Origin of the sequence: Rhodococcus sp. IEGM 1307 (assembly GCF_030056915.1) — a bacterium.
GTDB lineage: Bacteria > Actinomycetota > Actinomycetes > Mycobacteriales > Mycobacteriaceae > Rhodococcus_F > Rhodococcus_F opacus_D.
In genome coordinates this window covers 1-11,798 of record NZ_JASHKW010000013.1, presented here as the reverse complement: position 1 = coordinate 11,798, position 11,798 = coordinate 1, and the positions used below count along the sequence as shown (strand labels likewise).

At 65.2% G+C, this 11,798-nt stretch carries 12 protein-coding genes and 2 pseudogenes; 10 read left to right on the top strand and 4 right to left on the bottom strand.

The genetic code is table 11. The annotated features are described in order from the left end of the window. Positions 1 to 11 precede the first annotated feature (11 nt). On the bottom strand, positions 12 to 524 hold the full coding sequence (locus QM841_RS24325) for a DUF421 domain-containing protein (RefSeq protein ID WP_283333969.1): 513 nt from the start codon (positions 522 to 524) through the stop codon (positions 12 to 14). Positions 525 to 704: 180 nt separating this feature from the next. On the opposite strand from QM841_RS24325, the gene QM841_RS24320 reads away from it, so the two are divergent. The 3 genes from QM841_RS24320 (at position 705) to QM841_RS24310 (ending at position 2,200) form a co-directional block, all read left to right on the top strand. Then, positions 705 to 974 (top strand): DUF7218 family protein, encoded by a 270-nt coding sequence (locus QM841_RS24320; protein ID WP_283333967.1) that lies wholly within the window; start codon positions 705 to 707, stop codon positions 972 to 974. An 87-nt stretch (positions 975 to 1,061) separates the two neighbouring features. Continuing rightward, on the top strand, positions 1,062 to 1,472 hold the full coding sequence (locus QM841_RS24315; protein WP_280784312.1) for a VOC family protein: 411 nt from the start codon (positions 1,062 to 1,064) through the stop codon (positions 1,470 to 1,472). 140 nt (positions 1,473 to 1,612) lie between these two features. Then, a complete protein-coding gene (locus QM841_RS24310; protein ID WP_283333964.1) occupies positions 1,613 to 2,200 on the top strand; it encodes a TIGR03086 family metal-binding protein in 588 nt (195 codons plus the stop codon). 142 nt (positions 2,201 to 2,342) lie between these two features. On the opposite strand, the pseudogene QM841_RS24305 reads toward QM841_RS24310, so the two are convergent. Further along, positions 2,343 to 2,657: pseudogene (locus QM841_RS24305) on the bottom strand (class I adenylate-forming enzyme family protein); the annotation flags it as partial. 10 nt (positions 2,658 to 2,667) lie between these two features. Here QM841_RS24305 and QM841_RS24300 point away from each other — a divergent pair. Further along, a pseudogene (locus tag QM841_RS24300) lies at positions 2,668 to 3,143 on the top strand (citrate/2-methylcitrate synthase); the annotation flags it as partial. 95 nt (positions 3,144 to 3,238) lie between these two features. Here the strand turns inward: QM841_RS24300 and QM841_RS24295 are convergent. Then, positions 3,239 to 4,285, bottom strand: coding sequence for a helix-turn-helix domain-containing protein (locus QM841_RS24295; protein ID WP_348539673.1), 1,047 nt, complete (start codon positions 4,283 to 4,285; stop codon positions 3,239 to 3,241). 380 nt (positions 4,286 to 4,665) lie between these two features. Between QM841_RS24295 and QM841_RS24290 the strand changes: the two genes are divergently transcribed. The 6 genes from QM841_RS24290 to zigA all read left to right on the top strand — a co-directional run bounded on the left by QM841_RS24290 (position 4,666) and on the right by zigA (position 10,338). Next, positions 4,666 to 4,875, top strand: a complete 210-nt coding sequence (locus tag QM841_RS24290; RefSeq protein WP_283333962.1) for a hypothetical protein — start codon at positions 4,666 to 4,668, stop codon at positions 4,873 to 4,875. A gap of 146 nt (positions 4,876 to 5,021) precedes the next feature. Next, positions 5,022 to 6,095 carry an aliphatic aldoxime dehydratase gene (gene oxdA, locus QM841_RS24285; protein WP_283333960.1) on the top strand — a complete coding sequence of 358 codons (1,074 nt, stop codon included), beginning with the start codon at positions 5,022 to 5,024 and terminating at the stop codon, positions 6,093 to 6,095. Beyond that, on the top strand, positions 6,095 to 7,654 hold the full coding sequence (locus QM841_RS24280) for an amidase (RefSeq protein ID WP_283333958.1): 1,560 nt from the start codon (positions 6,095 to 6,097) through the stop codon (positions 7,652 to 7,654). The genes oxdA and QM841_RS24280 overlap by 1 nt, the downstream gene beginning before the upstream one ends. A 71-nt stretch (positions 7,655 to 7,725) precedes the next feature. Then, positions 7,726 to 8,349, top strand: a complete 624-nt coding sequence (gene nthA / locus QM841_RS24275) for a nitrile hydratase subunit alpha (RefSeq protein WP_283333956.1) — start codon at positions 7,726 to 7,728, stop codon at positions 8,347 to 8,349. Positions 8,350 to 8,375: 26 nt separating this feature from the next. Beyond that, positions 8,376 to 9,014, top strand: a complete 639-nt coding sequence (gene nthB, locus QM841_RS24270) for a nitrile hydratase subunit beta (RefSeq protein WP_283333954.1) — start codon at positions 8,376 to 8,378, stop codon at positions 9,012 to 9,014. A gap of 97 nt (positions 9,015 to 9,111) precedes the next feature. Then, complete coding sequence (gene zigA / locus QM841_RS24265) at positions 9,112 to 10,338, top strand: zinc metallochaperone GTPase ZigA (protein ID WP_283333952.1); 1,227 nt, start codon at positions 9,112 to 9,114, stop codon at positions 10,336 to 10,338. Between the two features lie 57 nt (positions 10,339 to 10,395). On the opposite strand, the gene QM841_RS24260 is transcribed toward zigA, so the two are convergent. Further along, the coding region (locus tag QM841_RS24260) for a thioesterase domain-containing protein (protein ID WP_283333951.1) at positions 10,396 to 11,798 on the bottom strand (1,403 nt) is incomplete at its 5' end.

Here is an 11,798-nt window from a genome sequence, read left to right as displayed (position 1 = left end):
CCGACCGCATCTCACGCGATAACCGGTTGCTCCGGCGCACCTTCGCCCGCGCCACCCGCCCGGGTGAAGAACGAAACGCGGCCGTTGGTCTCGAGCACGGCAAGCTCGATTTCGTCGAACCGGCGGATGCCCTTATGCCGGGCATCCGCCATCAGGTCGTCCAGCGACATTCGCTCGGTGCGTAGCCGCTGCAGGTCGGGTATCCCGTCACGAACGATGATGACGGGAACACCGTGCGTGACCCCACGCACGCGGGGGAATCGCGCATTGGCCCATGCCAGGGCCAGTGTGAGCAGGGCGAACACTCCGACCGCGAGGACTGCGGACGTCACGGAGTAGTCCTGTTGCGTCACGCCCTGCTGAACGAGGTCGCCCATGACGACAGGACCGCCGCACGGATCACGATCTCCATCAGGGCACCAGGACACCGAGACCGATCCCGAGTGGCCGAGCTGACTCGAAGGCTGAATGTAGGCGTCGAAGCCCAGGGTGAGTGTGTCTCCGGGCGGTGGATCGATCGTCATGTAGGTCCGCGAAGCGTCGCTGGTCTCTGCGGACGGCTCGGGTGTTCATCCCAGGGTCTCGAACAAGTCGAAATTAACTGCGCGCGACTGCACTGCACACGAGGTGTTGTTTGATTCGCTTGTGGCACGGGTAGGCGGAAGATGCAGCAGCGTCGATGTTTCGGATGGGAGGAACACGAGATGGCACGCAAGGATTCACAACCCCAACTCAAAGACCAGGAAATGTACGAGGAACTCCGCGAGAAGGGCGATTCCAAGGAGAAGGCCGCACGAATCTCCAATGCCGCGGCCAGTCGTGGGCGCGAGAACGTCGGAAAGTCGGGCGGGAAGTCGCAGTCATACGAGGACTGGACGGTCGACGAGCTCCAGAAACGTGCCAAAGAGCTGGGTTTGCAGGGCTATTCGAAACTGAACAAGAAGGAGCTCATCGACGAGCTTCGCACTCATTAGCCGGGCGGCTGCCCATGTGTGAGGCCTTTCGATCCTGCAGGATCGAGGCCTCACGAGCCGTTGCAACCCGAACGTCAGGAGAACAGCGTGCTGCTCGACGGTATCAACCACATCGCCTGGATCTCGAAGGACGCCGCCCGCTTGGGCCGGTTCTACGCCGATGTGTTCGACGCCGACGTCGGACCCACACGCACCCACGGCGACGACGGCAGAGAAACGATGACCGTCATCCGCATCGGCCCGCACACCGAACTGAACATCTTCGTGATCGAAGGCAACACCGAACCTGAGCGCCAAACACCCATGTGGGGACGGGGACGCATCGATCATGTCGGCCTGCAGGCCGCCTCACACGAAGCATTCGCCACGATTCGGCAACGTCTGATCGATGAGGCGGCCAGCGACGGAGCCGTCAACGACTTCGGCGCCGTCCAGAGCATCTTCTTCCGCGACCCCGACGGACTCGAAGGGGAAGTGCTGATAGCCAAACCCCGGTAGGACGCCCTGGCGACAGACACCGGGAGCTCGCTCGATCCCATCATGGCCGATGACCTGGATTTCGACCTCGATCGATGCACCACGTCGTACCGTGGAACCACCACCGATCCGCACAGTGACCGACGCGAGGAGTGCTGAGAATGTTCGATCTCGAACCCGCCACCGACGTAATGGCCTCTCTCGTCGAGTCCGTGCGCGACGATCAACTCACAGCACCGACACCGTGCCCGGAGCTCACCGTCGGTGACCTCCTCGACCACATCGACGGGCTGTCGCTTGCGTTCACCGCCGCCGCGACGAAGGCACCGCCCGCCGGGGGAAGCCAACCACCCTCCGCCGACGCCGCTCGCCTCGGCACCGACTGGCGCACCCGGATCCCGCAGCGTCTGGCCGCGCTCGCCGGCGCCTGGCGCGAGGAGGCGGCGTGGCACGGGATGACCCAGGCAGGTGGACTCGACCTACCGGCCGACGTCGCGGGCGCGGTCGCGGTGGACGAGATCGTCGTGCACGGTTGGGACCTCGCCGTCGCCACCGATCAGAACTTCCACAGCGCACCGGAACTACTCAGCGCCGCATACGAGTTCGCGAAGTCATCGGCCGACCAGAACCCGCACGGCACGCCCGGACTGTTCGGGCGACCGGTGACCGTTCCTGACTCCGCGCCACTGCTCGAGCAACTGCTCGGCCTCACCGGCCGCGATCCACAGTGGGTTCCCGCCGCCACGTAGCCGTCCGCACTGTCCGCCGCGGACAAAGCTCGAGGCGAACTCGAGCCCGGCGGAATATTTCGGACCACCCTCCCCGCGAATAATGTCACGGATCACACGGCAAATCGAAGGGGAACGAAACAGATTCCGACATCGGCTATTTCAACTCGTGGGGCGCTCCGACGACGGCCGCTTCGAGGACTCCGTCGTGGGTGGCGAGTGCGTTCTCGATCTCCTTGGGGTAGATGTTCTCGCCGCCGCGGATGATCATGTCCTTGATGCGGTCGACGAGGGTGAGGTACCCGTCCTCGTCGAGTCGGCTGACGTCGCCCGTGTGGAGCCAGCCGTCGACGATGGTCCGGTCTGTCTCCTCCGGACGCCCCAGATAGCCGTGCATCACGTTGGCGCCGCGAACGACGACCTCGCCGACCTCTCCCGGGGGAAGCACGGCGCCGGACTCGTCCATTATCGCGAGGGTCTACCCCGGCCCCGCCCGCGTCCTGCCGATGATCGAGGACACCGAGAAGTCCGGCGACGCCCGCGCCCTGGTCAAGGGCATCCTCGACCGCAAGGAAAAGCTGATGGGCTTCGGGCACCGCGTCTACCGCGCCGAAGACCCCCGCGCCCGGGTGCTCCGCGCCACCGCCCAACCCCTGAACGCCCCCGCTACGAGGCCGCCGCCGCCCTCGAACAGGCCGCCCTCGCCGAACTGCGTGAAAGCCGCCCCGACCGGGCCATCGAAACCAACGTCGAATTCTGGGCCGCGGTCATCCTCGACTTCGCCGAGGTCCCCGCGCACATGATGCCCGCGATGTTCACCTGCGGCCGCACCGCCGGCTGGTGCGCCCACATCCTCGAGCAGAAGCGTCTCGGCAAGCTCGTCCGCCCCGCCGCCATCTACACCGGACCCGCACCCCGCACCCCCGAATCCGTCGGCGGCTGGGACCAGATCGCCTCGACGTAGAAATCGACACCGCCGAGAAACGCGACGCCGCGCCGCGTAAAGACGCCGTCCGCGGGCGGGCGCCTACTGGCGGCGGATGGGCCCTCGGGCCTCGATCATCGGTGCTGTTCGCGGTAGCGGCTCGGACTGATGCCGTAGGTCGCCGTGAATGCTCTGCTGAATACGGACAGATCGATGAACCCGAACTGGGCCGCGATGTCGGTCAGGGATCGGGGGATGTTGCGTGGGGCCACCATCGCTTGGCGGCAGGCCTCGAGTCGGTGTTCGCGAATCGTGGCAGCAGCGGTTGCGTCGAAGCGCGCGAACACCCTGTGGACGGTTCTGGTGGAGACGAAGAAGGCCTGAGCGATCCCGGACGGGGACAGGTCCGGGTCGTCGAGGTGCTGTCCGATGTACTGCACCATGTTCGCGTGCAACTCCCGCATGGCGGCATCTGGATCGTCGGGCTGACATTCCTCCTGCGCCGCGGTGATGGCCAGGTCGGCCAAACCGCCGGCGAGCCCGATCGCGCCTCCGGAGGAGACCTCCCCGTCGGCGACGAGGAGCCTGGACAACATTGGTGACAGTAACTGTCCCACAGGGGAAGTGGAGCTGACGGTCCGCGCTGTCAACTGCTGTGACTGGCTCTCGGTGAGCGACACCGAGGCGCGCGGCCAGGTGAACACTCGCAGGTGCCAGTCCGGATGCAGGTTCCAGGTAAAGGGTCGTGAGGTCTCGTAGAGGGCGAAATCACCCGGGCCGAGAATGCAGGTACGTCCGTCCTGGATGAGCTGGCCCTCACCCGCGACAACCATGCCGATCTGCATCAAATCGAGTGGGTGGCGGTTGGCAAGCCTCGCCGTTCGGCGGAAGGATTGCGATGTCGCGGTGACGTCGGCAGCCATCAGGTGCGCGAAATGCCGGGTATGGACCGCGCCGGTGAAGTGCGTGGGCTCGGCGGGATCGATATCCAGCGCGACGAAGGTGTCGCGGATCGTGTCGATCCAGGTGCCGAGCGTGGTGGTCCGAACCACCTCGCGACGCTGATGAGGTGTCGACCCGGCGCGCGACAGTGACGGTTGCAGCACTGGTGTGTTCGCGGGCCGGCAATCCGAGCAGTCCCCATGCACGAGGTCGCCATCAGGCGGTGGCAACGACGTCATGAACAGCTTCCTCTCCTCGCGTGAACCCAACGCTATGAGCGGGGAAACCGCATGTCAACGCGCGCTCGCCTATTTACGCGGAAGAAACACTCGAACCCTGCGAATTCCGGCGCCAGTGGTTCCTCCCCGCGATGACGATGTCGCGGAGTGCAAAGGGGGTGGTCGCTGAGCGTCAAACATCACGCCCCGGAAGCCCCTACCGTTCGAGTACGCCGGAAAGACCCGGATGGCTCACGGGACCTCCTGGACCGATTGACGATTCCTCGTCCCGGCCGCTAGCGGATCGTCGATGTCGACAGAAGGACAAACTATGGAATTCATCGCCGTTCGTCACGCTGTGGACCCCCACGGAGTAATCGCTCTTCGCGGAGAGACATAGCATGCCACTCCTGCTGCTCGACGCTGTCATGGCACTTCTCCGAACGCTGATCCGCCCCTACCGTTGGCCGGCCGACCTGAGGGACGGTGTCAACAGAATCGCGACGACACGAGCCCATCGACGGTCACTGGCGCTGCACGCACACTTGGCGGGTGCACACGACGACAGCGTGTACGCCGACGACTTCGGCGCCACAGCTCTCCGGCAGTGACCACAGGATCGGCGCCGAGTGTCGCTGATCGTCGAACTACCTGTCGCTCGCAGTCAAATCCACACCGGGACAGCGCGGTAGTTTCGATCACCAACCGAGTTGCCGAACGTTCTCGGCAAGCCCCAACTCATAAATGAGGAGTCTTCATGGAATCTGCAATCGGCGACCATCTCACATGTCCGCGGAGCTTGACTCGGCGTGTGCCCGACGACTACCAACCCCCTTTCCCGATGTGGGTGGGACGCGCTGACGAGCGCCTGCAGCAGGTGGTCATGGCGTATCTCGGCGTGCAGTTCCGCGGCGACCAGCAACGCCCAGCCGCGCTTGCGGCCATGCGCGACATCGTGGCCGGCTTCGATCTCGACGACGGCCCGTTGCACCACGACCTGACCCATCATGTGGACAATCAGGGCTACGAGAATCTGATTGTCGTCGGATACTGGAAAGACGTTGCTGCCCATACGCGTTGGATACAAGGCTCAGCCGCGGCCGACTGGTGGGCATCGGATGAACGACTGTCCGAGGGACTTGGCTACTTCCGCGAGATCGTTGCCCCGCGGGCCGAGCAATTCGAAACGCTCTACGCCTTTCAGGACCACCTCCCCGGTGTCGGCGCTGTCATGGACGGGATCAGCGGCGAGATCAACGAACACGGGTACTGGGGTTCGATGCGCGAACGTTTCCCGATCTCCCAGAATGACTGGATGCAGCCCTCGGGCGATCTGCGGATGATCAGCGGCGATCCTGCAGCGGGTGGCCGTGTGGTGGTCCAGGGCCACGACAATATCGCGCTGATTCGGTCCGGCCAGGATTGGAAGGATGCCGAATCCGAAGAGCTCGCCCTGTATCTCGAGGAAATTCTCCCGACCTTGCAGCAGGGCATGGATTTCCTTCGCGACAACGGCGAGTCGGTGGGCTGCTACAGCAACAGGTTCGTGCGCAACATCGATCTGGATGGGAATTATCTCGATCTGAGCTACAACATCGGCCATTGGGGTTCGCTCGACAAACTCGAGCGCTGGGCAGAATCCCATCCGACCCATCTGCGAATCTTCACCACCTTCTTCCGCGTCGCCGCCGGCCTGTCAAAACTTCGGCTCTATCACGAGGTCTCGGTGTTCGACGCGTGCGACCAGCTGTACGAGTACATCAACTGCCACCCCCAGACCGGCATGATGCGCGACGCCCAACCGGTCAAGCACGTGAGGAGCACCACCTGATGACAGTCATCCGACCGAACGACGACGCAATCGGTTCTGCCGCAGATCATTACGGCCTACATTTTGACGCTGCGACTCGGCAGGAGTTCGCAGGCTTGGTCGATGGCGCGCTCGGTTCGTACGACGTAGTCGACGACCTGTATGCGGACGAGAGTTTCTCGGCACCCTCCCGCGATCATGCGACACCTGATGCGAGCGACAATCCCTTGGGCGCATGGTATGTAACCACGAGCATCTCGACCGCGGCGGGTGGGCCGCTGACCGGCCGGCGGGTGGCGATCAAGGACAACGTGACCGTGGCCGGCGTGCCCATGATGAACGGATCGCGATCGTTGGAGGGGTTCGTTCCCACCCGTGATGCAACCGTGGTCACCCGACTGCTCGATGCCGGCGCCACGGTGGCGGGCAAGGCGGTGTGTGAAGATCTGTGCTTTTCCGGTTCGAGCTTCACCCCGGCCACCGGTCCGGTGCGCAACCCGTGGGACCCTGACCGCGAGGCCGGTGGATCCTCCGGTGGCAGCGCCGCCCTCGTCGCGGCCGGCGATGTCGATCTCGCGATCGGCGGCGACCAGGGTGGGTCGATCCGCATTCCGGCCGCATTCTGTGGCGTAGTCGGTCACAAGCCCACGTTCGGGCTGGTCCCCTACACCGGTGCCTTCCCCATCGAGCGCACGATCGATCATCTCGGGCCCATCACCCGAACGGTCGAAGACGCGGCCCTGCTTCTGTCGGTGATCGCCGGCCGTGACGGCCACGATCCCCGCCAGCCGGACAACCTCGTGGTGGATGATTACTTGTCGACCCTCGACTCCGGGATCGACGGCCTGCGGGTCGGCGTCGTGAGCCAGGGGTTCGGGCACGCGATCTCACAGCCGGAGGTCGATGATGCGGTCCGTGCGGCTGCACACCGCTTCACCGAGGCTGGTGGCGTGGTCGACGAGGTGAGCGTTCCGTGGCATCTGCACGCGTTCCATGTGTGGAACGTGATCGCCACCGACGGCGGCGCCTATCAGATGCTCGACGGCAACGGCTACGGCCTCAACGCAGACGGCCTCTACGACCCCGAACTGATGGCGTACTTTGCGCAGCACCGCATCCAGCACGCTGATGCCCTGTCCGAAACCGTCAAACTCGTCGCCTTGTGCGGCCATCACGGTGTCACCGCGTTGGGCGGATCGAGCTACGGCAAGGCCCGCAACCTGGTACCGCGCGCTCGCGCCGCCTACGATGCGGCGCTGGAGAGCTACGACGTCCTGGTCATGCCGACCCTGCCCTACGTTGCCTCCGAACTACCGGCGCAGGATGTCGACCGGGTCACCTACGTCACCAAAGCCCTCGGAATGATCGCGAACACCGCCCCATTCGATGTCACCGGCCACCCCGCCCTGTCAGTGCCGGCAGGTCTGGTGAACGGCCTTCCCGTCGGAATGATGATCATCGGGAAACGATTCGACGACGCCACGGTCTTACGCGCCGGCCACGCGTTCGAACAGATCCGCGGCGCCTTCCCCACGGCGACCGGCCAACAGGCCACCAGTGCACGTCTGAGTCTCGCCTGAGACAAGGCGCGTCTACCCGCCCACTCACACCACCACTTCACAAGTATCAGCCCCTACAGAAAGTGGAAACAATGTCGGCAACGATCGAACACACACCAGACAACGCGGCACCAGCTCAAGCGCCGGCGTCGGATCGCGCGTGGGCCCTGTTCCGTGCGCTCGACGGAAAGGGTCTCGTCCCGGAGGGTTACACCGAAGGGTGGAAGAAGACCTTCGAGGAGGACTTCAGCCCGAAACGCGGCGCCGAACTCGTTGCGCGAGCCTGGACCGACCCGGAATTCCGCGACCTGCTCCTCACCGACGGCACCGCGGCCGTGGACCAGTACGGCTATCTGGGACCGCAGGGCGAATACATCGTGGCGCTCGAAGACACCCCCACCCTCAAGAACGTCATCGTATGCTCCCTGTGCTCGTGCACCGCGTGGCCCATCCTCGGGCTGCCGCCGACCTGGTACAAGAGCTTCGAGTACCGCGCCCGCGTCGTCCGTGAACCTCGAAAAGTGCTGTCGGAGATGGGCACCGACATCCCGGAGGATGTCGAGATCCGCGTGTACGACACCACAGCCGAGACCCGCTACATCGTGCTCCCCCAGCGGCCGGCCGGCACCGAAGGCTGGAGCCGAGAGCAACTGCAACAGATCGTGACCAAGGACTGCCTCATCGGGGTCGCTGTCCCGCACGTCCCGGCCAACTGAACCACCGAACCGAAGGAGATAGACCCATGGATGGAGTACACGATCTCGCCGGTGTTCAAGGATTCGGCAAGGTGCCCCACACCGTCGACGCCGACATCGGCCCCACCTTCCACGCCGAGTGGGAACACCTGCCCTACAGCCTGCTCTTCCTCGGAGCGGCGGATCTGGGGGCATTCAGTGTCGACGAGGTCCGCCACGTCGTCGAACGGATGGAACCGCGCCACTACATGATGACGCCCTATTACGAGAGGTACGTCATCGGCGTTGCCACCCTCATGGTCGAGAAGGGAATCCTCACCCACGACGAGCTCGAAGTCCTCGCCGGGGGCCCGTTCCCCCTGTCCCGGCCCGCCGAGTCGGAGGGACGTCCTGCCCGCGCCGACACCACCACCTTCGAGGTCGGGCAGCGTGTCCGGGTCCGCGACGAGTACGTTCCCGGTCATATCCGGATGCCCGCCTACTGCCGCGGCAGGGTCGGGACCGTCACCCACCGCACCGGCGAGAAATGGCCGTTCCCCGACGCCATCGGCCACGGCCGCGCTGACGCCGGGGAGGAACCGACCTACCACGTCACGTTCGCGGCCGAGGACCTGTTCGGAGACGACACCGACGCCGGCAGCGTCGTAGTCGACCTGTTCGAGGGGTACCTCGAACCGGCAGCCTGACCCGCTGCCGCACTGTCACCAACGGCGTGGGCGGGTTCGCGTTCCCGCCCACGCCCTCCATAGCCGATCTCCCCGACCGTCGGAAGGACTCCGAACAATGGCCGACACACGACTTCCTGTCACCGTGCTGTCAGGATTTCTGGGTGCAGGTAAAACCACCCTCCTCAACCAGGTCCTGCGAAACCGGGAGGGCCGGCGGGTGGCCGTCATCGTCAACGACATGAGCGAGATCAACATCGACAGCGCCGAAGTCGAACGGGAAATCTCACTGAGCCGCTCACAAGAGAAACTCGTCGAGATGACCAACGGCTGCATCTGCTGCACTCTGCGCGAGGACCTTCTCGCGGAAATCAGTGCACTGGCCGCCGATGGACGATTCGACTACCTCCTGATCGAATCGTCCGGCATCTCCGAGCCGCTACCGGTCGCCGAGACGTTCACCTTCATCGACACCGACGGACACGCTCTGGCAGATATCGCCCGCCTGGACACCATGGTGACCGTCGTCGACGCCCACAGCTTCCTTCACGACTACCAGACCGGCGGCCGCGTCCAGACCGACGCACCCGACGACGAACGCGATATCTCCGACCTGCTGGTCGATCAGATCGAGTTCGCGGATGTCATTTTGGTCAGCAAAGCCGACCTCGTCACGTCGGAGCACCTGACCGAACTGACCGCAGTCCTGCGCTCACTCAACCCCACTGCGCGCATACAGTCGATGTCCCACGGCCAGATCCCCCTCGACACCATCTTGCACACCGGGCTGTTCTCCTTGGAGAAGGCCGCCCAGGCACCCGGCTGGCTCCAAGAATTACAGGGCGAACACACCCCCGAGACGGAGGAATACGGAATCAGTTCCGTCGTCTACCGTGAACGCGCCCCCTTCCACCCCGGACGGCTGCACCAGTTCCTCACCAGCGAATGGACCAACGGTCGTCTCCTCCGCGCCAAAGGCTATTACTGGAACGCAAGCCGATTCACCGAAATCGGCAGCATCTCCCAGGCCGGCCACCTGATCCGACACGGCTACGTCGGACGCTGGTGGAAGTTCCTGCCCGAAACCTACTGGCCGGAGGACGACTACCGCCGCGCGGGAATTCTCGACAAGTGGGAAGAGCCAGTTGGTGACTGCCGGCAAGAGCTGGTCTTCATCGGCCAGGGAATCGACCCCGCCGCACTGCGCCACCAACTCGACGCGTGTCTGCTGACCACCGCCGAGATCGAACTCGGCCCCGACACCTGGACAACTTGGCCCGACCCACTCGGCGACGGCCATACCGACCAGGTCATCAGCACCGTTGCCCAAACGCACAGCGTCTGAACCCAACCGGCAGATCTCCGGCACGGCTCGGAGCGTCGACCCTGGACCGAGGGAACTTCACGTCGTTCCCTCCGATCTCGCGGAGTTACCGGACAAGGCGAGCCGGCGCTCGGCGATCATCACGTGCTGTGCGAGGACGGGGCCGATGCCGGCGAGCGCTTCCGGACTCGTCATCTGCTGGTGCGATACGGGAACGGCGTGTTCGATAATCTCACCGCTGATGTGGGGCCTCCACGCGGAGACGCCGGTGGGGGTATCCACAGAGTCCGCCGCACCGAAGAACAGCAGATCGAGGCCGATCGGTGTCGACGGGCGGTGCGCGAGGGCGAGGGCGACCGTCTGGGTGAATACCCGGTGGACGGCGTCGAGGTCGTCCGCGGTCACGGCTGCGAACAGTCCGCCGGTGCGGCGCAGCACCTCCACCGCGCGATCCGTGGTCGCCGCCGCATCCGCGTCACCCGGGACCACCGCGCCGAACTCCGCCAGAAGTGCAGCCACGGTGGGCTTTTCCGTTGTGAGACCGTATCCTCCTGTCAGGTGTGTGTCGAGCATCGCGAGGGTGGCCACCTCGTCGCCGCCCTCCGTGAGCTGCACCGCCATCTCATGGGCGATCTGACCACCGACCGAGTAGCCGACCAGGTGATACGGGCCGTGCGGCTGCACCGAGCGGATCCGCTGGACGTATCGGGCGGCGAGATCCTCCAAGGAGTCGACCTGCAGGTCGGGGTCGGTCAGCGCAGGGGATTGCAGCCCGTACACCGGGCGGTCACCGAGGTACTGCACCAGCCCGGTGAAGCACCAGGCCAACCCGATCGCGGGATGGATGCAGAACACCGGGTTGCCGGTTCCGGTGGTTCGCAGCGGCAGCAGCACGTCGAGCGACGGGTCGGCGGCATCCTCCGCCCGGGAGTCCTCCGGCGCCGTGGCGATCATGTGCGCCAGGGCTTCCGGCGTCGGATGGGTGAAGATCCACTGCACCGGCACGGCGCGCGGAGACGATTCGGCAATCCGGGCGATCACGCTCGTCGCGGTGAGCGACGTACCGCCGAGGGTGAAGTAGTTGTCGTCGAGCCCGGCCCGGTCCAGCCCGAGCCCCTCGGCGAACGCGGCGGCCACCACCTCCTCGGTCGCGTTGCGCGGTGCCCGGTACGCGGCGCGCGCCGCGGTGAAGTCCGGCTCCGGCAGGGCGGCGCGGTCGAGTTTCCCGTTCGCGGTGACCGGCACGGCGTCGAGGACCGTCACGGTCGCGGGGACCATGTGCGGGGCCAACCGCGCACGGGCGTGCGCCAGGACCGCGGACGTGTCCAGCAGCGAACCCGCAGCGGGGACCACGTAGCCGGCCAACCGGTCGCCGCTGGTGTTCACGACGGCGCGATCGATACCGGGGTATCCGAGGAGGGCCGATTCGATTTCGCCGAGTTCGATCCGGAAACCACGAATCTTCACCTGAAAATCCGAGC